The organism is Methylobacterium hispanicum, from assembly GCF_022179285.1.
Taxonomy (GTDB): domain Bacteria; phylum Pseudomonadota; class Alphaproteobacteria; order Rhizobiales; family Beijerinckiaceae; genus Methylobacterium; species Methylobacterium hispanicum.
Window position 1 is genome coordinate 75,100 of record NZ_BPQO01000011.1, and the last position, 21,328, is coordinate 96,427.

The following is a 21,328-nucleotide window of genomic DNA, read 5'->3' on the forward strand; positions in this document are numbered from 1 at the left end:
CTCTTGAATTATTTCACTTTAGAGAATCGGATCTAAGCGGATGCTGTTGAGTAATTTCAGCATAAGAAATTTCAGAAATTTTCTACAGGTCGATATCCCTCTCTCGGGAAACATCGTTATCCTGGGGGAAAACCGCATCGGAAAGAGCAATCTCCTGTTCGCGATACGCTTGGTTCTCGATCCTACGCTTCCGGACTCGGCGCGTCAGCTCAAGATGTCGGACTTCTGGGATGGTGCGGCGCCCGACTACGGCAGTCCGATCGAAATCCATCTGGATTTCGCGGAATTCACGACCGATTTCGGTCTGCTCGCCTTATTGACGGAGTATCGTGTCGCCGGCGATCCGACGATTGCGCGACTCAGCTACATCTTCCGGAAGAAGGCCGACGTCGCTGGAATTCCGCAGTCGAGCGACGACTTCGAATTTGTCGTGTTCGGCGGCGGCGAGGAGTCCCGGCCGGTGCCCAGCAAGGTTCGACGCCGGATCGCAATCGACGTGCTCGACGCGTTGCGCGATGCCGAAGGGCATCTCGGCACATGGAGAGGTTCGCCACTGCGCCCCCTTCTTGAGGACGCGATTTCGAGCGTGACCCGCGAGGATCTCGCCGCGGTCGCGGCCGATCTCGACAAGGCCACGAAGACGCTGGAGGCGTTTCCGACGATCAAGGTGCTGGAGAACGAGCTGCGCGCCGGCATCCTTCATCTCTCCGGCGAAGCGCATGATATCGATCCACGTCTGGGATTCGCGCCGTCCGACCCGCTGCGACTGTTCCGGGCGATCGCGATGTTCATCGACGGCGGCAAGCGCGGCATCGCGGAGGCGAGTCTTGGATCAGCCAACGTCGCCCTGCTGGCGTTGAAGCTGGCCGAATTCGCATGGCGCCGGAGGAAGAACGAGCGCAACTTCTCCCTGCTGTGCATCGAGGAACCGGAGGCGCACCTTCACCCGCAGCTGCAGCGGTCCGTCTTCAAGAAGCTGTTCGCTTCTGCGGATGCCGCACAGGCATTGATCGTCACCAGCCATTCCCCGACGCTCGCCGCGGTCACGCCGCTGCGGTCGATCATCCAGCTGAAAGGACGGAACCGGTCGACGCAGGCATTCTCCCTTGCCAACCTGCCGGTGACGTCCGACGAGTTGGACGATCTCGAGAACTACCTCGATGCCACGCGAGCGGAGCTGCTCTTCGCCCGCGGCGTGATATTCGTCGAAGGCGACGCCGAGGAGGCGCTGGTTCCCGTGTTCGCCTCGGCTCTCGGACAAGTATTGGATGATCTCGGCATCACGGTGTGCAACGTCGCCGGCACGAACTTCGGTCCATACGTCAAGCTCGCCGAAGCTCTGGGCATGCCCTACGCGGTGATTACCGACTGGGATCCTTTGGATGGTGCCAAACAACCGCTCGGAAAAAAGCGTGTGATCGATCTCTGGAGCGATGTGCTGAAGGTGCGTGGGCAGCCGCCCATCCATCCCGCGCAGCGGACAGCGTGGGAGGCGCTCCAGTTCGTGTCGTTCGCATCGACCTGGGCCGGTGCCGGCATCTTTCTCAACGAGCAGACATTTGAAGTCTCCGTCGCGAATACGCCGTCGCTGCTGAAGCCTCTCCTCGACATCCTCGATGAGCAGGGCTTCGGATCCACCCGAAGCACCCGCATAGCGAACTGGAGGGCAGGCTCGGCCCCCGTCGACGCGTCGCAGCTGCTGGCCATGGTGGCGGACATCGGTAAAGGCCGGCTGAGCGCGAAGCTCGCGAAAAAGGCGGTTGGTCTGGCTCCACCCGACTACATCACCGATGCAATCCGCTTCGTGGCCGGCCGTGTCCAGTAGTCGGTTGCTTCTTCAGGCGCTCGAGGAACTCGCCGCGAATCCGGAGCAGTCGGCGGCCGTACGCGAGACCGGGCATTGCGTGGTGCTGGCGGGCCCAGGCAGCGGAAAGACCAAGACGCTGACTACCGCAATGGCGCGCGCGCTGGCGGAGGACGTGGTTGAACCACGCGGCGTGGCATGCATCACCTACAACAACGAATGCGCGATTGAGCTCGAAATGCGGCTGGCGCGCCTCGGCATGGAAGCTGGCGACCGCGTCTTCGTCGGTACGGTTCACGGCTTTGCGCTTAGCCAGGTGATCGCGCCGTACGCCCGATGCGTGCCGATCGGACTGCCCGCCGATTTCCGGGTCGCGAAGCGCGCCGAGATGCGCGCGTCGGTGGAAGCCGCCTACGCGGTCGCGATCGCCGGCACGGACGACCCTCATCGCCGATGGAGCTTCGCCTCGGAGAAGCGTCGTCGGGACGTGGATCGCACCCGACCGGAGTGGCGGGGACGCAATCCGGAGCTCGCGATGTTCATCGAAGCATACGAGTTCAAGCTTCGGCAGCAAGGCTTGATCGATTTCGATGACATGCCACTACTGGCCTATCGCATGATCAAGGAGCATGACTGGATACGCGACGCGCTTCGCGCCCGCTTTCCCATCCTGTTCGTCGACGAATATCAGGATCTCGGCCATGCACTGCACGAGCTCGTTCTCCTGTCGTGCTTCGGCGGAGGCATCCGATTGTTCGCGGTCGGCGACGCGGACCAGTCGATATATGGTTTCACGGGAGCGAACCCGGAACTGCTCGAGGGCCTGACCGAACGACCGGATGTGCGAACGATCAGATTGCGCTTCAACTATCGGTCCGGCAGGAAGATCGTCCGCGCCTCCCTAGGCGCGTTGGGCGAGGAGCGCGATTACCGGGAACGTGCAGGCGCGCCCGAAGGCGAGCTCACCTTCTGGTCGACGACCCAGGGCCTCGATATGCAAGCGCGGGCGATCGCCGAGACGGTTGTTCCCAAGCTCGTGGAAAAAGGCATTCCGCTCGACGAAATCGCCGTGCTGTACCGAGCCGCATACCTCGGCGACAAAGTCGCGGACGCCCTGAAGCAAGCCGACATTCCCTTCGTGCGGACGGATGGAAATGCGCTCGTACGACGTAGCTCGCGTCTCGCTCGCTTCATCGAGGACTGTGCGCGCTGGGTCGTCGGGGGCTGGCGGGATGCGGACCCGCGATACAGTCGTCTGATCTATCGAGCATCGCTGCTCGTCTTCGGCAGGCACGCCACCGCCGATGAAGAGCGATTTCTGTCGGAGCAACTCATCGGCTTCCTTCAATCGACGATAGGACATGTCGACGGCACGCATGCTTGGCTGCAACGCTTCGATCGCGAGCTGATATCCTCTTGGCGGTCAATTGGCCGTAATTCGGAGCAGGAGTGGGATGTCTGCGTCGAGATGATCGCCAACACCGATCCGGCTTCGAGTCTCGATATGCCGCTCGGCCATTTCGCCGGCCGCGTGGGCGGAACCGGTCGCGTCAATCTGAGCACGTTGCACAGCGTCAAGGGAAGGGAGTTCGATGCCGTAGTCATGTATGGCGTGAATGCACGAGACTTTCCCAGTGAACGCGACAAAAGGACCGCCGGAGCCCTGCGTGAGACTCGCCGCCTGTTCTATGTGGGAGTTACCCGACCACGGAAAGAGCTTGGGTTGATATTTCAAGAAAATCAACAATCACCCTGGGTGAACGAACTATACCAGAGGAGTAAAGCCGATGACTCGGACGCGGGAGTTGGTCTCTGAAGGATCTGACGAATTGTACCGGTCCTCACCGTTCCGATCGGCTGTCTGGATTCCTGCCGAAAGCATGAGCTGCACCGGACCGGCCTCCGGATTGTCTCGCCGCGCCTGAGGCCGCGCGAGCAACGGGCAACGAACTCCGCCGACAGCCCAGACCTCGACCGCGCCGCGTACCCTGCATGCCGCCCCGCGTGCAGAGGCCGAGATCACCACGAACGCCGACCTTTAACGTTTGTCGACACGGCTCGGGTCGATTTGTTCGCGCGAAGCTTGAAACCCGTCGATACGGGCTGGCGGTCAGATCGGAACCGGCTCACGAACGCGACTGTTCACGTCGGTTCCGCCTGGGACGGAACTCCGGCTCGTCGCGGCCGTCCCTGTCGCTGCGGGCGAACGCCCGCGAGAAAGAGCGCGACGGCTGCCCGACAGCGCTTCTCCTGCGCCTCCGGGTCGCCCTGGATGCCGTACAGCGCCTGCTTGGAACTGCGTCCGGGCACAAGGTTGAGGAACAGGTCCGCGGCGATCTCGACGTCGTCGACGGCGATCTGGCCCCGTGCGGCCATGACCTCCAGGAGCGGTGCAACCGCGCGCACGCCACCCAACCATCCTTCCTCGTAGGCGAGCCGCGCGAGGTTGGGAAACTGCAGCGCTTGCGCGACGATGTAGTGCGTGAGCGTGGCCGATCCTGGATCCTGGCTGCAGGCGAGCAGGAACCGGCTCAATTTGTCCAGCACAGCCTTCGCCTCCTGCGGTGCCGCCTTGAGAGCCTGCACTTCGGCCGCAGACGCGATACTTCGGCCTCAAAGGAACATAGCGTTTTCTTTCATATTCACTTTCCGATGCTCGCCGCGGCGGTTGCCCAGCCGGCACGAAATGCGCGGCGTTGATCGGCCGCCGCGCGCGGGATCATGGACGTCCTGCCGTCCTGCACGCACGAAGTCGCCTCCGGTTTATGAAAGGATCGGAGTTGGCCCACAGCGGCGCTGCCCCAGCGTGCGTGCGGATGGGCGGAGGCTCACCGGAGGATCAAAGCGGCGGCTCTCGGCGAATGCCGCCCCCATCCGGAGCTCGCTCGGGGCCCCGCGCGCCCGCCAACCGCGAGGCGGGCACGGTACGAGGGATGTCGTCTGGGGCTGCACCTCAGGCCGAAGCTCCTCGACTGGCCGCTCGCGCAGCCTCAGGCGACACGAGACAGTTCAGAGAGCGGTGAGAAAATTCCGGTGCATTCCACACCGAAATCACCTCAGCCCTTCATCTCGTCGAACCGCGGCTTCGATCCGTGGGCGAACTTCGAAGTTTTGAAAAGCTTGATGCCGACACCGTCGGCGTCGGCGTTCCGGAATTCTATGCCGCCGGCCGAAAGCGTGGCAACCAAACGCTCGAGGGTTTCGGGCTTCGGTGTGCTGGTACCGAGTTCCAGTCCGGCGATACTTCTCTTGGCGACGCCGGAGCGGACGGCGAGCTCCTTCTGTGTCCAGCCGAGCATCGCCCTGGCGCCTCGGATCTGCGAAGCTTCCACTTTGGCCGCGGAAGATACTTGACGCGGACGCATCTCTGGTGCAGCCTGCGAATCGCTGGAAGACGGAGCCGGAACGCCAATTGCGGAAGGCGTCTGTCCAGAAGACCTGATCTTTGGCCGACCTGCAAGTCCGTCGAAATGGGTCCACGCCGTTGCTACGGCGATTCCTTCGATGCTTGTCGAAGACGACGCGCTTCCTTGGCGCCGCAGGCGAGAGGAAGCGACGGCACCCCGAAACTTGGCAGCCTTGTTCCTCCGCTCCTTCGGCGGATCGGGAGATTGTGCCATGTCGAAGTCGTACACCGGATCTGGTGACGCCATCGTCGGCGGCATCCATGACAGCCTGTGTCGCAGCATCCGCATCGCGGGCGAGCGCATCCGATTGGCCCGCGAACTCGAGATCGTCGCGAGATCGCGCGACGACGTCCTGTCCGTCCTTCCCAGGGGGTTGGAGGACATCCAATCCTACAGGAAGCTCGCCGACCACGGCTTGGCGCACGCAACAGTCCGGCGCGCCCAAGGAACTGTGATCGTCCTGGCGGCGGCCGGTCGCGTCTGGCGGCGGCCGGATCTGAGACGTCGGCTGATCGCGGTCAAGCGCGACGCCCGCCGTATCGGCCGACGCGTCGTGCTCGTCACGGGAAGGGGCTTGCTCCGCTTGGCCGGGTGCAGACGCGACCCGCGAAGCCTCTCGCCGTCCCGTTCCCTGGACTGACCCTTTCGTCGTCCTTCGAGCGGCTTGCTTCGATCCTGGCGCGCGAACGCTATCGAACCTTTCCGGACCCGACAGGTGCCTCATGCGGAACGAGAACGTCGTCGTGTTCCCGACCGGACGACCGATGCCACGACTCACGAACGACCGAGGAAGAGTCGCGACCATGGCACGGAAGCTGGCGTCCGCACTTCGGCGCCGGCAGTCCGTATCCGGGCGCCAGCCTCTCTCCATCGAACTTCGCGATCTGACCGGCGTGGCCGACGAGACGGTGGACATGTTGTCGGCTCTCGCCCGAAGCCGGGTCCTCACGCCTGCCACGGCGGCGAGACTAGCGATGCGTCATGCTTTCGAGATCGGGCGCCCCTGGTCGGAAGCCGCCGGTGCGCACGACGCGCGGCCTCACGGCCAGCGATTCATTTTCGCCGGTGACGTGTTCGGGCGCTTCGCGATCAGAATCGAGGACCGGGCGAGCTGTGCCTGGGTGGCTCGGAGCGGGTTCGCCGATCTCGACCTGCTGTGCGGTCTGTGCCCTCCAGAAAGCGGTACGCTTCAGCTGGTGCACAGCCTGGATCCGAACGGCCGTCCTACGATCGATGTGAGCATGGCACGACTTCGGCTCGACGATCAGAGGCGCGCAGACCACGGACAGGATCCATCCGAGAAGCGGCAGGTTGTTTGGGTGGGCGGGCTGCCTCTCTCGGCACAGCGCCGGGCCCTGGCCGTCGCCGGCATCGAGGACGCGCTGCGGCACGGCGGAACGCAGGTTCGAACCGCCGCGCCGTGGTCATGCAACTTTCCAGCCGGGGAGGTGGAGCGCGCACGCGAAGCCCGCCGTCACCTCTTTCTCATCGGAATCGCGTGTCCCGGACTCGTCGGAACGACCGGGGGAACGAGATGAGCGGCCAGGGTCCGATCCCGTCCCTCGGCCGTTCGAAGGGCACGCAGCGGCCCGCGGAAGGCGGGCCGACGACAAGCGTCGCCTTCGCGGAAGATCGCCCGTCAGGCATCCTCGCGATGCTTCGGCTTCTCGACTCTAGCCGTCGAGCGGTCGATGTCGACCCGGACGAGGCCGAGCCGGGTGCCTCTTCGTCCCACCTACCCGACGACCCGGCCGAAATCGCAGCGGCGATCCTGTTCGGTCGCGCCATCGAGCGGGACCCCGCGATACTGGATCGGATCCGGGAGCGCTCGCCGGTACTCATCGTGGATTGCCCCGACGACAGCTGGCTCGAACCGATGACGAACGTCCTCGTACGAGGTTTCGGGTCCGGATCCACGCTATGGAAGCGAACGCCCGGCATGCAGCGAAGTGCCGGCCAGGCGGTGGTCGTGAAGGGGCGGTCCGACGACGTTCGGATCAGAGCCGAGACGCCGGGCGTCGACGTCGGACGAGCGTTTCGGAACTTCCAAGCCTTGATCTGCGTCGCGGCCCCCGGCCGATCACGGCTGCCCTTCGAAGTGGAACGATCGTGGGAGGAGCGGATCCCGCTCGGCCCGCTCGAGCCCGACGATTTGACCATGATTGCAGCCCGGATCGTCGGGTCGGATCCGAAGACGACCGTTCCTGCTTCGATCGCGGCGCGGGTCGACGCGACGGATCTCCGGATCGCGCTGCATGCCTCCCGGGGAGCGGACGGGTCCATCGACCGGCTCAGGGCGATCGTGGAACGCAGAGTTTCGAAGCCGCCGGCCGCTCCTACGCCGCGTCTGTCGCATCTATCGGGTTACGGCGCTGCGGCCGAATGGGGGATCGCTGCAGCGGCAGATCTGGCGGCGTTCGGCAGAGGTGAGCTGCCCTGGGCGGATTGCGAGCCCGGTGCGCTACTGAGCGGCCCGCCGGGCGTCGGCAAGACCATTTTCGCATCGGCACTGGCGAGAGAAGCGGATGTACCTTTCATCGCAGGTTCGTTGGCACAGTGGCAGGCGGAAGGCGAAGCGCACCTTGGGACCACGCTAAAGGCGATGATCGGCTTCTTCCGCGAGGCGCGAAAAATGGCGCCTTGCGTCGCGCTCGTCGACGAGCTCGACTCTTTCGGAGATCGCCGCAAACTCGCGGATTACAACCGCAGCTACGGGGTCCAGGTCATCAACGGCTTCCTGGAATGTCTCGACGGCGATGGCGGCCGGGCCGGCGTGCTGATGATCGGCGCGACCAACGACGCCACTCAGATCGATCCCGCGATCCTGAGAGCGGGACGATTCGATCGGGTGATCGCGATCGCCCGGCCCGCCCTCGAGGAACTGCCCGCCATCCTGCGCCACCATCTCGGATCGGATCTCGTCGCCTCCGATCTTCGGCCCATTGCCCGAAAGGCGTTGGGCGGAACCGGCGCCGACTGCGCCGCCTGGGTGCGGCGCGCCAGAGGCCGGGCCCGCCGCGCCGGACGGCCTCTCGTCGAGAACGATATCCTCGTGGAGATCGCAGGCTCAGCCGGACGCGCACGAGTCGAGGACGAGAGACGGGTGGCGATCCACGAATGCGGGCATGCCGTAGCCGCGCGGTCGCTCGGCCTGTCGATCGGCGATCTGGTCCTGCGCTCGCCCGGACACGGGGGGGGCGGCTACATGGGCTTTGCGCCCCCCGGGGTCGTGACCCGACACGTGCTCCGGAACATGCTCATCGTTCTCATGGCGGGACGTGCGGCCGAGATACTCGCGTTCGGCGACCCTTCCGCCGGAGCCGAGGCGGATCTCCTCGCCGCAACGACGCTCGCGCGCGACATGCACGTCCGCTGGGGTTTGGACCGGCGGCTGTCGGCGGATGGCGGACGCATGGTCGACCCTGCGGTGGGGACTCTCGTCGAGAGGGCGCTGCGGTCGGCGGCGAAGTCCGCGCTGGCCCTCCTGGGGACCCGACGTGAACGACTCCTGGAACTGGCCGAGATGCTCGAATCGCGAAGGTCGCTCGCCTCGGTCGAAGTCGAGGAGTTTCTCCGCTGACGTTCCGATGATCGGCGACGCGACCCGCCGGTCCTCGATGCGGTCGACGACCGGAGGTGCGTCGCCGACCGGTCGGTCCTTCCGATCCAAGTAGCGCGATCGTCGCGACGAACCGATCGCGACTCCCAACATGATGTGCAGGAGGAATCGCGATGCTGGAGAAACGTCCGCGTCCGTTCCGAGGAATGATGGCCGGCACACGGGACGAAGGGTACGTCTCACTCGAGTTCGTCTCATCGGGCGTCGCGCTCCATGCATGTCCGATATGGTCGATGGATCGTCTGCTGGACCTTCCTGCAATGCTTGGTCCCGGCTTGTACATCCTGGTCGGGATGCCGGCACCGCAATCGACGAAGCTCAGAGCTGTAGTCGGCGAATCGGGCATGCTTCAAGAGCGTCTCGCCGCACACGCCGCTGACCCGACGCTCGATTTCGTTTGGGACGCGTGCGTCGCGACCGGGCCGCGCATCATGAACGAGACCGTTCGACTGATCCTCCAGCGCGCGTTCGTCGACGAGATCGCCAACCATGGTTTCGCGACGATTGCGAACAGGCAGGACGCGGAGAGGTTCACGGCCACGGAACACGACATCGCCACGGCGGCGCAGGTGACCGAAGATCTACGCCCGCTCCTCGACATGGCGATGCCGGGACTCGTCGCGGCGGTCGAACCGGTGAAGGCGCCGATCGGCGCGCGTGTGGTCATGGCCCCGCGCGGCCTCGATCCCCTCGGTCTCGTCCGAACCACACATACGATGCGTTGGCGGGGCGCGCTGGCGACCGCGACGATGCGCGGCGGTGAAACCGTGCTTCTGCCCGGCTCGCGGATCGTCGCGGACGTATGCGCGAACACGCAGTGGTTGCGGGAGAAGCGGATCGAACTGATCGGATCCGGCGTCCTCGTGCCCGGCGACGACGCGCGGTACCTCACCGTCGCCGCCTTCGTCACTTTCCGCAGCGCACGCGAAGCGACCGCCTTCGTCACCGGCGGGGCGTCCGCGTCCGCGCGTCTCACCTGGATGCCGATCGATGAACTCTGAAGCTCCCGGCCCGGATCCGGACGCGTTCGGAGGCGACCGGCCTCGGGCCGCAGACCGCGGCCAGCGGCATGAGCGTCCAAGCCGCGGCCGGATCGACGACCGTGCGGATCCTCTTCGACGCCTCGTCGGAAGGCCGGCGGTCGATCAATGGGCCGACGACGAGATCGTGACCCTCGAAGAGGCGCGCGCTCTGTTCTTCCCGAACGGCCCGCTGACGGTCAAATCGCTTCGTTCGGCGGTCCGTCTCGGTCAACTCGCATCCGCTTCGATCGCAGGCAGGCTCTACACGACGCCTTCGGCGGTCCGCTCGCTTCTCGAGCCGCAGCTTCGTCGGGATGCGAAGGACACGTGCGGATCGGCCGAAAGCATGGACGACCGAAGGAGCCCGCGATCGGATCGAGAGGCGGAGGTGCCGTCCGTCGCCCGCCGCCGGGGTCGCAAGCCGAAGCTGCTCCATCGATCCTGGTAAGTCGCGCTGAATCTCTACCGCCGGCTTTTAGAAGTGAGACTATGGTCTCATCAACCAGACTCCAAAGCGAGGTCCGGCGGAGGGAATAGAAGATCTTCCCGTTAACATCTCGAGAACGACTGCACCTTGATGTTCCGCTGACCGAAGCAAGGGATCGGGCCATGGCTGGAAGAAGGAAACAGGCGGGTGCGCGGCTCTGGTTGCGCAAGCGCGACGAACAGGATTCTTCAACGTGGATGTGGTATATCATCGACGGAAAAAATCAGCTCAGTCTGGGCCTGTTCTGGGATCCGCATGACCCCGACGGTACGAAGGCTGATCTTCTGCTTTCCGAGTACAAGGTGGACAAAGCGAAAGGGCCGCGAACGGCGGCGGCGCCATCCAATGCGGATGAGATTCCCCTCGACGACATCCTCGACCACATGGAGGCGTCCAACCCTGAAAAGGCGGGCGCGACGGATGCAGAGATCCGCAATCGCACGAACCTCCTGTTCTGCATTTCCGAACTTCGAAAATACTGGAGCGGAAAGTACCTGTCCGATGTCACGGCGCAATCCAGTGTTGAATACCGCAACATCAGAACGGGTGTGCGCTGGAAGAATCAGACGAAGGAGTCCGATTCTTCCAAGATCCGCGTAACCGGAACACAGTCGGCTCGCAGAGAGCTCGAGGTTTTGAACTCGGCGATCCAGCGCTATGCGCGCGAGAAGAACCTAACCGCGATCAGACAGGCCGAGCTTCCGCCGAAAGCTCAGCCTAGGGACGAGTGGTTGACCTACGACGAGGTCGCCCGCCTCCTCCTAGCGTGCCGTGGGCGTCGTTGGGATCCCGAGGCGGACGACTGGATTCGCGACGCTCGCGGCCGTCTCGTCATCAAGGATCCCTACACACGGCGCCGACGTGCCGGGATCGCCCGTTTCATATTGCTGGCAGCTTGGACCGGAACACGGCACGACTCGGTGCTCCGATTGCGCTGGAAGAAAAACGACTCGGCCGGATACGTTTCAGGCGATCTGAGGACATTGTTTCGCAGAGGTGATCGCGAGGCCGATACCTCGAAAAGCCGCAATCCTTGCAGAATCCCAACATCGCTTCAGGCACATATACGTCGTTGGCAGGAGAACGACGACAAGCGCGATCTTCTGAACATCGTCCATCAGCAAAATGGTACAGGTTACAATGCGTACATTCAAATAACCTTCAAGCAGATCGTCAAAGACGCCGGACTGGACCCCGAGCGCATCACCCCTCATACTCTCCGGCACACTTGCGCGCACTGGATGAAAAACGAGGGGGTGCCGATCTGGGTTGCGGCGGACTACCTCTCGATGACGGTGGAAACTCTCGAGAACGTCTACGGTTCGCATACGCTCGACTCCCACGAGTTGGTCGTGGACGCATTCGCTCATCGAAAGCGGCAGGTGTCGCCGGACCGCCGGAGCAATGCATCCGCAGCTCCCGTCACATTACGGGTGCCGAGCGACCCCGGCAGATCCAATGGTCGTGGTGACAGATGGACGCGCGATTGGCGCATGTCCAAGCGACCGAACCGGCGACGTACGCCATGATCCCGTCGTTCGCGGCTCTGCCGTTCGACAGGGCGACCGCTCTGGCGCTGATCGATCCTGTCGTCCATGCACGACCGGACGTTCCTCCCTCAGCGCAACGCTGTCTTGCGGCTGCTCTGGCCGTCTCCATAGGAACAGGGGCAGGACCGGACGAGCTATGCGCCGTCCACCCTCACGATCTCGGGACAGAAGCCGGCATCGCGACGATCGTGGTCGGTGCGCGCCGCTCGATCCACGGCCGGGACGCCGCCAGAACGGTTCCGCTGCTCAAGCCCGTCCGGAACGTTCTGGAAGCGTACATGCGCGACCGCCGGAAATATGCGACCGGCGGGAACGGCCTGTTCATGTTGTCGGCGAAGCAACCACTTGGCGCGGCCGATCTCAGGACTGCGATCGCGCGCTGCGCTCGGGACAGGTCGCTCGGAAAGGGTGCGCAGATCCGGTCGGCGCGGCTCACCTTCGCCGCGGCACTCATGCGGGCCCAGGCGACCGAGGATCTCGTCGCCTACCTGACTGCGCGCGGCGGACGGGCCCGACGCTCGAGAGAGGAGTTCTATCTGCGGCAGAGGTCGCCGCACTTCGTACTGCGCCTGCTCAATCGGCATCACGTCTTCGGCGCCCGTTACGACGAAGTCGCAGGTTCGGCGGCGGCTCGGTCGGTCGGCGAAGCTCCGGTATCTCGGTCCGGGGACGATCCGGATTCCGTTCCGGCTCCCGGGCTGTCGACCTGGAAGGTCGGGACTCAACGATGAAAGGCGATCTCCGGCGAGGCGGTCGGTTTCGAAGCCGCCCGGAAGTCCGTGTCGCCGAAGGCGATCGGCAGTCGCACGCCGGGATCCGGCGCTGGCTTCGGACGGGACCGCTCGGTGACGTCGTTCGAGCCGCGATCAAAGGAATCGCGCCCGTGCGAGTTTCGGGCGCGCGCGGGAGGATCGGGGCCCAGTTGCCGCACGATCCGTCCCGACGACGGCCGACGATGGCCGATGTCGCATCGCCGCGTTCGGAGGCGCGATCCTGCCGACCTCGATGCGCTCTGTCGCCCCCCATCCGACCACGGTGTCGGAACGAAGGACATCGATCATGTCGGTCCTGCACAAGGGTCCTGGCCCTTTTCCCGAACTCGCCCGCATCGCTGCCCGCCATCGTCGGTTGGCGGAGGATCTCGAACGCATCGCCGGCGGCCACCATCCCGGTGCCGACGATTTGAGGGATGCGCCACTCCTGATGGAATGGAGGCTTCGCTTGGCTCCCGCGCCACACCTCGTCGGCATCGTGCTCGGTCATCCTGTCATACCGGACGGAGAACTCTGCAGAACCAGCGAACTGTTCACGCTCGAACCGGACTTGGGTTACGCGCGCACGAGGTCGAGGTTCTACAGGCTGGGAGAAAGGGCCAACTGAACTCCGCTAGGCGGCGCGACGATCGTGGCTGCAGGTCGCTCCTGGCCGGTTCTCCTGCCGGCCTTGCCGGCGGCTTCCGGAAGCCGGCTGTTTGCATCTCGGGTCGGACGCCTGGGGATCCCGATTCCCTTCTCCGTGCGGGCCCACGTCGCCTGCGAACGCGTGGGCAGCCCAGCGTGGTCGGCTCGGCCGAGACCGTTGCCGATCGGAAGCCGGACGGCGCCGCGCCCGGCACCCGCCGCCGAATCGCGAATTGCGCGAACGAGGCTCCGGGCACGACGTCCGACGCGAAGTGGCGATTGCTGCCGCATAGAATGGCCGGCGCTTCATGAGGCTTCGATGGTTCCGTCGCGGATGAGATACGGGGAGGCGGCGCACGCTCAGGTTGGGCGCCCCGTCCGATCGGGCCGCATGGGGCTTAAGTGCCGTCGCCCGTCCGCCCGGCCGCGCCACTCCTTCGGATCGCGCGGCCGGACGTCGATCGGACGCGGGCCGAGGTTGCCGGCCCGCGTACGCACGAACGGGGCATCCAATTGCCAAAACCATTGCCAAAACCCATTTTTCGGCTCGGTTCCGCTCTGCGTGATCGCGATCTACCTCATGGGGCCAACTTTCCTGGACATTGATATGGCGAGAGCTGGGGACCTTCTAGGTCTCGACAGAAAGTCCACCGAAATGTTCCGCGATCTGGGGCGCGGGAACTTCATGGCCCTCGGGCCAGCATTATACCGGCGCCCGACTCAGGTCAACGTTGCCTCCGTGGAGACACGCGCCCTGGGCACGACTCCGAAGCTTACCCCGCCCCCGACCGAAGTCTCGGACGAGGAGCGCGAGGCGATGCTCGCGCCTGTTCCGATCAGCGCGCCGCGTCCGGCCGCGGAGCGCCGCGCGGCGATGCCGCCACCCCCCTCCGTGAACGACATGCTGGCATCCATCGCGGAGCGCCGGTCCGCGGGCGAGGAAGTCGCGGAGGCGCCGGCGATGCCACCCGAGGAGCGGGAGGGTCTCTTGCGCGAGATCGTCCAGGCGATCGTCGCCAACCCCGACAACGCCTTCGCGGACGATTCCAAGCTCTTCAACGAGTTCTCCTACGCATGCCGGTTCCGTCGCGTGCCGGGCAACGCGAACAGGGACGAGTTCAAACGTCTACTGGCCATGGCCAAGGCGGGTGCGGACGCGATGGACGCCACCGACGAGCGCTGGCAGCAGGCGCTGGCAGCCGCCGAGGGCGTGCCGCTGGAGGACCGCGCGATCTTCCTGCTTTTCGCCAAGGCCGCCATGAACCGCGCCCCGTGCCCGCCCGATGCGACGGTTGCACGGATCTCCGGTACGCGGTCGGCCGGCCGCGCCCGAGGCCTCATCTCGTTCCTCGAGCGGAAGGGCCACGTCGCGGTCCGGAGCGGCTTCAGGAACCTGCGCACCATCGCGATACCCGCGCTCGGGTGGGAAACCGCGCCGGGCGACCCGAATGCCCCGGACCTCGTCGAGATGGAGGAGCCGCAGCTCGCAGCCGCGGAGTAGACGAGGCCCGAGCAAGACCACGAGGCCCCTCCGGCGCCGAGAGGCGAGGCTGGAAGGCGGCCGGTGCAGAGGGCTCGGATTCGCGACCCGTCGCGACCCGTGAGAAGCGGATCGTCCCAGCGTCCGATCCCCTGCCGCGGTTCCTCGGGGGGGGTGGGCAAGTCCGCAGCGGATCGCGGTTCCTTCACGAGCCCTGCGCGGCGGCCTTCATGGTTAATCATTCCTTTACGCCTTGGCGGGATCCTTAACGTCGAGTAAATCGGAAGGAGCGCATTCCAACTGCGCGTTCCTTCCGGAGAACTCCCATGGTCGGTTCGTCCCAACCGCTCCTTCGTTCGCGCACCAGCAGGATGTCGACGCCTGTGCCGTCGGTGCTCCCGGGGTCCGCCGCCCCGCCGCCCGTCGTGCTGCCGATTCCTTCGGAACGCGTCCTGACCGAAGGAGAGATCGTCATCCGCAACGACCTCTTCACCATGCTCGACGGCTTCGCGCACGACGTCGGACCGCGGGGCCACACGGCGGTCGCGCGCGATGTGTTGCACGCTCTCGGCGGCTTCCGGAGCCGGATCGGCGAAGAGGCTTGGCTCGCCAGCGGGGTGCCGTTGGCCCGGGAGCACGCCATCTTCGGCATCCTCCAGGAGGATCCGATCACGAGCCATTCCTTCACCCGGCCGCGCGGCTATCCGGGCGACGCCGGCCTGCTCGACCTCATGTACGGACACGAGGCCGTCTCGGCCAGAGTGGCTTCGGCATCCGAGATCGGGCGGGCGATCAACGCCTACACGGTCAATGCCGACATGTGCGAGTCGGTCCGGCTCCGCCGCGGGATCCTCGCCGGCGCCATCGACGACGCGGCGGCCCGTCGCCCAGGCGCCTCGGTCCTCGTCGTCGCCTGCGGCCATCTCCGCGAGGCCGAGGTGAGCGTCGCGCTCCGCGAGGGCCGCATCGGCCGTCTGCTCGCCACCGACCAGGACGAGAACAGCCTCGCCGTCGTCGCGGGCTACGCCAAGACGATCTCGCCCGCCGTCGAGCCGATGAAGCTCAGCGTACGCGACTTCATCTCGGGCAAGCGCGCGCTCGGTACCTTCGACCTCGTCTACGCGGCGGGCCTCTACGACTACCTCGACGACCGCATCTCGGCGCGCCTGACCCGCAAGCTCTTCGCCCTGCTCAACCCGGGCGGCCGCGCCATCGTGGCGAACTTCCTCGGCGGCCGGGTCGAGACCGCGTACATGGAAGCCTACATGAACTGGAGCCTCATCTACCGCACCCGCGAGCAGATCGAAGGCTTCGCCGCCGAGATCTCGGAGGTTGACGTCGCTTCCCGTCGGTACTTCGAGGACGCGGTCTCCTGCGTCGGCTACCTGGAGCTCGAACGCGCCTGAGCGTTCGGCAGGGGACGGGGGCGTCGGCGCGGATGCGCCGACGCCGGATCCAGTGCACAAACGTCGCACGATCCGGAGTCCCGTCCATGATTCTGCGCCCGACATCCCTCATGACGATCACTGCTGCCCTCGCGGCGGTTCCGGCCTTGGCGCAGTCCCCGAACCCGCATCCGACCACCGTCGTGGGCGTGGTGAGGACGGGCACCTCCGATTCCGCCATCGGCAAGTACTCCTTCGCGACGCGCGGCCCGGTCGCCGACAAGGTGTTCGCGGCCTGCAAGATGGACGACCTCTGCGATCTGACCGGCAGGGTCAGCGGCGAGACGCTCGTCGGGGTCGCCAGGATCACCCGGGTCCAGGACTTCGCCGGCCCGAAGGACCCGCTCCAATGGGTCTACTCCCGTTTCAAGGGCGGCGAAGGCGACTTCTGGCTTGAGAACGACGATCTCGGCCGCCTGTTCACGCCCAAGCTGACCGACCTCCTCCTGCGCTCCCGCCGCGCATCCGAGATCCTGCAGAGCGAGAGCGTCGGTGCGAGCCCGTGGATCGGGGCTCAGGAGTGGGACATCCGGGGCGTGAAGATCGAAGTCGACGACGTCGGGCCGGGCCGCGCCCTCGGGATCGTGACGTTCCGGAACTTCGTCGAGGAGAAGCCGAAGCCGCGCTCCACCACCTTCGACCTCGTCCGCACGCCCGAGGGCTGGCGCATCGACGACGTCCAGTTCCCCCGGGAATCCGCCTCCGCCCGGTTCAAGAGCCTGCGCATGTCGGAGATGCTCAAGGTCGAGATCGCCGAGGGGGACAAGGAGCTGCGGGACAAGAACGCCAAGGCCGCCGCGTCCGGCAGTCTGTGCGGGCTCGGAGAGGGAGAGGTGTTCACCTGCTCGGCGGGAGCCAAGCAGTACTCGATCTGCACCTCCGGGCAGAAGTTCGAGAAGCCGCATTCCTGGATCGAGTACCGGTCCGGCACGCCGGCCAAGCTGGATCTGGCCCACAGGAGCGTGAAGCCCGGGACCGGCGGCAGCTTCTACGGGAGCGCCACCCTGTTGGCGAAGGGCGAGCTCTCGTACGTGCGCTTCTCCCGGGAGGGCTACGACTACGTGGCGTTCGAGGACGAAAGCACCCGCCCCCAGCGTTCCGGCGTCGTCGTCCGGAAGGGCGACCGGAAGATCGCGGAGATCGTCTGCACGGGGGGCAAGAGCGGCACGATGCCGACGGCTGCAGGTGAGTTGCCCTCGAACCTCGTCGTCTCCGTACCCTTCGACGACGACCTGCTGCGGTAGCCGCGATCAGAACAGCGCGGGCAGCACGCGCCACGCGAGGGCGAGGCCCACGAGAGCCAGCAACGGTACGCCGCTGGCGAAGGCCGTGACCGGATCCAGCGCGAGACGGCGCCACGCAGGCGCCGCGACGAGGCCGCCTGGGCGAGAGACGTCCATGCAGTGGGGCAGCCGGAACGCGAGCCCTACCCCGTTTCGGCTCGCCGACCCAGGACGAGGCGACGTGGCGGTCGCAAGTCGTCGATCGCCGTGCGGCGCGCGCCATCGCGATGAAGACCGCCGCGCGCGGTGCGGTGGCGTTCGGTTCCTTCCCTGCATCATCGGGCACGTCCCCGTCGACGCGGGCGGGCTTGGGCCGCCGCGTCCCTGACTTCGTGATCGACAGACGCATGGCGGAGGCCTTCCTCGGAGGCGACCCTTCTAGCCCGCCGACGGCGATCCGACGATTCACGTAACGTTCGCGAGGTGCTCCGGTGGGTGCCTATCAGCCATCGGTGTTGCACGGACGCGACGAGGCCGTCAGCCGCCGGAACGCTGGGTGGCCTGCTGCGCCACGCGGAAGCCGAACTCGAGCAGAAGCATGTCCGCCAATTTGCGCATCATGGCCGTGCCTTCGGGCAATTCGGCGATGAGGTGGTGGAGAGCCATGCATGTCCTGGCTGCGTGTTCGAGCGGCGTGTCGCCTGCTTCGGGAGCGGCGTCCGGGGTGAGATCGACGATGACGCCGATGCCGCGCATGCACCCGTCCCGATCCGCCTCGAACCGCCCGCGCTCGGCGAGACGACGCTCGCCAGCGTCGGTCCGGACCGTGTACTCGACCTGGTGCCTGCCTCCGTTCAAGCCCGCGCCGACGAGCGCCGCCGCCAGCGAGAGCCTGTCCTTCGGCTCCATCCGGAGCGTCAGCACCTGCGCATCGAGGTCCAGGCCGCCCAGCTCGGCGTCGTCCAGGAGGAGCGCGGCGGCCGCAGCGTCGAGAACGATGCGGTCGCCGCGCCGCTCCCACGTACCTGCGTAACCTGCGGCCTCCAGGGCTTCACCCAATCGTTCCTCCGACATGTTCCGCCTCCTGCTGACGTAGGCTCAGGGTACCGGCGCCCCGTGGGCATGCCCGTCGCTCGGAGCGGCGATCCGCTCCCAGGCGATCCCGGGCCTGTCGGTCGGGCGATAGAGGCCGCCGAAGCGCTCCACGAGGCTTCTGACGGTTTGGCGTGCGCAGCCGTGATCGGCGATCCGCACGAAGGTCCTCGGCCCTTCGATGAGATCGCCCGTCTCCGCGACCGCCAGCTCTCCCGTCGCGCATTGCAGGCCGCGCAGCGCATGCGTCACGGGCTCCTGGAACACGACGAGAGCCCGTCCCGGCTCGGCGCCGTGACGGACGCGGATCGGTCCCATCCCCGGCATCCCACCCAGGATCTCGGCGAGCCGGTCGGGCTCGACGGTCCCTTCGACGATCCCCATGGACCAATGGTGGAGGTAATGCCGGACCATGGCTCGCGTTCGCGGGAAGGGATGGGTGGAAAGGAACGCGCGGGTCCTGCGCCGATCCGGCCAAGTCCGGTCCGACCGGATGCGCGGCAGCCGGTCGGCGGGCACGGATCAGGCGGCGCGGGCGAAGTGCCGCGGCAGGATGGCGTGTCCGCGCAGGCCGGCATGCCGGCGGACGCTGGCGAGGCTGTCCTCGGAGATCGGGACCTTCACGGCGATCGTGGGCTGTCCCTCGATCATCTGGGGAAGGCCGAGAGGCTTCGTGGTGAAGCCCACGCTGTGCACACGCGGCAGCCACCACGTCTCGGCCACCGCCGTGACGGTCTCGATCCCCTCGTCGAGGCAGTACTGCTGCATGGCCGCGAGGAGCCTGCAGTCCGTACGGCCGTAGCGCCGCTCCTTCACGACGAAGTAGCGGGTCCACTCCCGGACGTCCGGGCCGGAAGGGATCCCGCGGCTGACGTGGACGAGATGAGGGAAGACCTCCGAGATCATGTGGGGCCGGGTGGTCGGGTAGAGCCTCTGGCCTCCGACGAGCTTGCTGCCGTCGACGGCCAGCAGGTACACCGCGTGCTCGTCGTCGTAGGCGTCGACGTCGCGGCCGTCCGGCTTCCTGAGGGCCTCCCAGCCCTTCTCGCCGACGAAGATGTCGTGGCGGACCCGGTGGTGGAGCTCGATCAGGTCCGCATAGCGGGTGCGGTTCGCGTTCGTGATGACGTGGATGTCGGTCATTGCGCCGGGCTCGGTTCCAACTTCTGAGCCGGAAGCTACCGTCCGCAGCGCGCGTGTCGTTATTGCAGTTTCCTACAGGGTTTCCCTCTGGTCATGTGGCCGACCGGCCACGTTTCGTTGGCGGGTGTCGAAAGAGCGGCGCGCGGTCGGGGCCGCGGCTCCGTCAGACCCGGATGAACTTCGATTGCATCGCCCGGACGACCGCCTGCGTCCGGTTGGCCGCGCCGAGCTTGTGGGTGGCGTTGACGGCGTGGGCCAGGGCCGTCCGCTCCGTGATGTGCATGAGTTCGGCCGTGTCCCGCGAGGATTTGCCGAGCGCGGCCCAGGTGAGGACCTCCTGCTCGCGCTGGGTGAGCGGATTCGACGACGGGCGGCCTGGGCGGCGCCCGATCCGCCGCGCGCGCTCGAAGGCGTACATGGCGATCATGTGCACGGCAGGCTTCGTACGGCCGGAGAGATCGGGGGAGCGGCCGCTCATCGAGAAGCAGGCCTCGCACCCCTCGGGTCCATGGATCGGGACGCTGAACCCCTGGACCATGCCGAAGTCGTTGGCGCGCTGCATGACCTCGACCGCGCCAGGCTCGATCTCGGCGTCGAAGGGGGCCTCCTCCCACTGGAAGGGGGACGTCGTCGCCCGGCAGTTCCGGAACACGGGGTCCGCGTACATGTAGTTGTGTCCGGCATAGTGCTCGAACCAGCCTGCCGGCAGCCGCTCGATCAGCAGAACCTGCTCCAGGAGATCGTTCGGATTCGGAATTCCAGTGATCACGAAATGCTCGAAACCGAACTCTGCCAGTATCCGTGCCACGGAGGCGGATACCTGATCCTGGTCGTGGCAGTCGTCGAGGCCTTCCACGAAATCCAGGGCGCGCGCCGCGCAATCGTCGTAGACCCCGCTCACAGCGACCCCTTCGGAAGGCGACGGAGAAGCCGGTCTCCGACGACGCAGTTCCCGTCTATACACTCTCTGGTTGTGTCGTGCACGTTCATGAGGGTCTCCTAGACGCATGGCGCCGCGGCGTCATCCCCTTCGGGCGGCCCGGCGGTCATGGATCACGTCCGTGTCTCCCCGCGCCCGCACCCAGGTCGATGCCGATCTCGGAGGCGCCCGCCGCCGCGACGGCTTCGCACGCCTCCAGCAGCGCGACCGGACAGCGGATGCCGACCGCGACGCGACGGACCGCCTCGTCCTCCATCCCCGGGAAGCACGTCGCGTCGTACGCAAGGATGCGCCGGAGGGCCGCGTTCTCCGCGTCCCGCGTGGCCGGGGCCGCGAAGGCGAACGCGGACATCGGCAGGCCGATTCCAGGATTGAAGATCTTCCAGGTCGTCATGGCGCCCGCGATGCGGCGTGCCATGGCGGGCTTCGGGGACGACGGCTCCGCCCGATCGCGTTCGGCGGCCCAGGTCTCGACGAGGGCGGGAGCCTGCGGGTCGCGCGCCAGGAGGACGAAGCTCGGCTCGCCGGGAAGCGGCACGCAGCACTCGCCCTCGCGGACGACCTCGCGCAATGCGGCCTCGATCCCTTCGACGAGTTGCGGGCGGACTTCTTCGGGCAAAAGATGCACGAAGCCCGCGACGACCGCCTCCGCCCGCCGCCGTATGGCATCGCCGCCTGCAGGAGAGGAACTGGACGTCACGGGCGCGCTCCTTCGT

Annotated in this window: 20 protein-coding genes; 12 read left to right on the forward strand and 8 right to left on the reverse strand. The window is 66.2% G+C overall.

The features are described 5' to 3' along the window. The first annotated feature begins 40 nt into the window (after window positions 1-40). A complete protein-coding gene (locus MFF56_RS14320) occupies window positions 41-1,825 on the forward strand; it encodes an ATP-dependent nuclease (RefSeq protein ID WP_043378416.1) in 1,785 nt (594 codons plus the stop codon). Beyond that, window positions 1,791-3,620, forward strand: a complete 1,830-nt coding sequence (locus tag MFF56_RS14325) for an ATP-dependent helicase (RefSeq protein ID WP_043378413.1) — start codon at window positions 1,791-1,793, stop codon at window positions 3,618-3,620. The genes MFF56_RS14320 and MFF56_RS14325 overlap by 35 nt, the downstream gene beginning before the upstream one ends. Before the next feature lie 326 nt (window positions 3,621-3,946). On the opposite strand, the gene MFF56_RS14330 is transcribed toward MFF56_RS14325, so the two are convergent. Continuing rightward, complete coding sequence (locus MFF56_RS14330) at window positions 3,947-4,390, reverse strand: TetR/AcrR family transcriptional regulator C-terminal domain-containing protein (protein ID WP_051975898.1); 444 nt, start codon at window positions 4,388-4,390, stop codon at window positions 3,947-3,949. Window positions 4,391-4,860: 470 nt separating this feature from the next. After that, complete coding sequence (locus MFF56_RS14335; protein WP_179239979.1) at window positions 4,861-5,439, reverse strand: helix-turn-helix domain-containing protein; 579 nt, start codon at window positions 5,437-5,439, stop codon at window positions 4,861-4,863. Here MFF56_RS14335 and MFF56_RS14340 point away from each other — a divergent pair. The 10 genes from MFF56_RS14340 (at window position 5,423) to MFF56_RS14385 (ending at window position 17,458) form a co-directional block, all read left to right on the forward strand. Beyond that, complete coding sequence (locus MFF56_RS14340) at window positions 5,423-5,851, forward strand: hypothetical protein (RefSeq protein ID WP_043378410.1); 429 nt, start codon at window positions 5,423-5,425, stop codon at window positions 5,849-5,851. The genes MFF56_RS14335 and MFF56_RS14340 overlap by 17 nt on opposite strands. 163 nt (window positions 5,852-6,014) lie before the next feature. After that, window positions 6,015-6,749, forward strand: a complete 735-nt coding sequence (locus MFF56_RS14345) for a hypothetical protein (protein ID WP_043378406.1) — start codon at window positions 6,015-6,017, stop codon at window positions 6,747-6,749. Next, entirely contained in the window at window positions 6,746-8,791 is a 2,046-nt protein-coding gene (locus MFF56_RS14350; protein WP_051975897.1) for an AAA family ATPase, read from the forward strand. The genes MFF56_RS14345 and MFF56_RS14350 overlap by 4 nt, the downstream gene beginning before the upstream one ends. A gap of 272 nt (window positions 8,792-9,063) precedes the next feature. Beyond that, a complete protein-coding gene (locus tag MFF56_RS14355) occupies window positions 9,064-9,831 on the forward strand; it encodes a GIY-YIG nuclease family protein (RefSeq protein ID WP_139239451.1) in 768 nt (255 codons plus the stop codon). A gap of 630 nt (window positions 9,832-10,461) precedes the next feature. Further along, entirely contained in the window at window positions 10,462-11,868 is a 1,407-nt protein-coding gene (locus MFF56_RS14360) for a tyrosine-type recombinase/integrase (RefSeq protein ID WP_081948537.1), read from the forward strand. Further along, window positions 11,865-12,620, forward strand: coding sequence for a tyrosine-type recombinase/integrase (locus tag MFF56_RS14365; RefSeq protein WP_158713260.1), 756 nt, complete (start codon window positions 11,865-11,867; stop codon window positions 12,618-12,620). Before MFF56_RS14360 ends, MFF56_RS14365 begins: the two co-directional genes overlap by 4 nt. Before the next feature lie 328 nt (window positions 12,621-12,948). Further along, window positions 12,949-13,269 (forward strand): DUF6634 family protein, encoded by a 321-nt coding sequence (locus MFF56_RS14370; RefSeq protein ID WP_081948535.1) that lies wholly within the window; start codon window positions 12,949-12,951, stop codon window positions 13,267-13,269. A 498-nt stretch (window positions 13,270-13,767) separates the two neighbouring features. Continuing rightward, complete coding sequence (locus tag MFF56_RS14375; protein WP_238230191.1) at window positions 13,768-14,790, forward strand: hypothetical protein; 1,023 nt, start codon at window positions 13,768-13,770, stop codon at window positions 14,788-14,790. Between the two features lie 362 nt (window positions 14,791-15,152). Beyond that, window positions 15,153-16,175, forward strand: coding sequence for a class I SAM-dependent methyltransferase (locus MFF56_RS14380; protein ID WP_238230192.1), 1,023 nt, complete (start codon window positions 15,153-15,155; stop codon window positions 16,173-16,175). Window positions 16,176-16,285: 110 nt separating this feature from the next. Continuing rightward, window positions 16,286-17,458: a hypothetical protein gene (locus MFF56_RS14385; RefSeq protein WP_238230193.1), complete on the forward strand. Its 1,173-nt coding sequence runs from the start codon at window positions 16,286-16,288 to the stop codon at window positions 17,456-17,458. A gap of 6 nt (window positions 17,459-17,464) precedes the next feature. On the opposite strand, the gene MFF56_RS14390 is transcribed toward MFF56_RS14385, so the two are convergent. From MFF56_RS14390 to MFF56_RS14415, 6 genes are all read right to left on the reverse strand, one after another. Further along, window positions 17,465-17,614, reverse strand: coding sequence for a hypothetical protein (locus MFF56_RS14390; protein WP_238230194.1), 150 nt, complete (start codon window positions 17,612-17,614; stop codon window positions 17,465-17,467). Window positions 17,615-17,974: 360 nt separating this feature from the next. Continuing rightward, window positions 17,975-18,511, reverse strand: coding sequence for a hypothetical protein (locus tag MFF56_RS14395; RefSeq protein ID WP_238230195.1), 537 nt, complete (start codon window positions 18,509-18,511; stop codon window positions 17,975-17,977). A gap of 24 nt (window positions 18,512-18,535) precedes the next feature. Beyond that, entirely contained in the window at window positions 18,536-18,943 is a 408-nt protein-coding gene (locus MFF56_RS14400) for a hypothetical protein (RefSeq protein ID WP_238230196.1), read from the reverse strand. Window positions 18,944-19,051: 108 nt separating this feature from the next. Further along, the gene (locus MFF56_RS14405; protein WP_238230197.1) at window positions 19,052-19,672 is read right to left on the reverse strand and encodes an acyl-homoserine-lactone synthase; all 621 of its coding nucleotides are present in this window, start codon (window positions 19,670-19,672) and stop codon (window positions 19,052-19,054) included. A gap of 163 nt (window positions 19,673-19,835) precedes the next feature. Further along, a complete protein-coding gene (locus MFF56_RS14410) occupies window positions 19,836-20,573 on the reverse strand; it encodes a helix-turn-helix transcriptional regulator (RefSeq protein WP_238230198.1) in 738 nt (245 codons plus the stop codon). Window positions 20,574-20,718: 145 nt separating this feature from the next. Beyond that, the gene (locus tag MFF56_RS14415; RefSeq protein ID WP_238230199.1) at window positions 20,719-21,312 is read right to left on the reverse strand and encodes a hypothetical protein; all 594 of its coding nucleotides are present in this window, start codon (window positions 21,310-21,312) and stop codon (window positions 20,719-20,721) included. Window positions 21,313-21,328 lie beyond the last annotated feature (16 nt).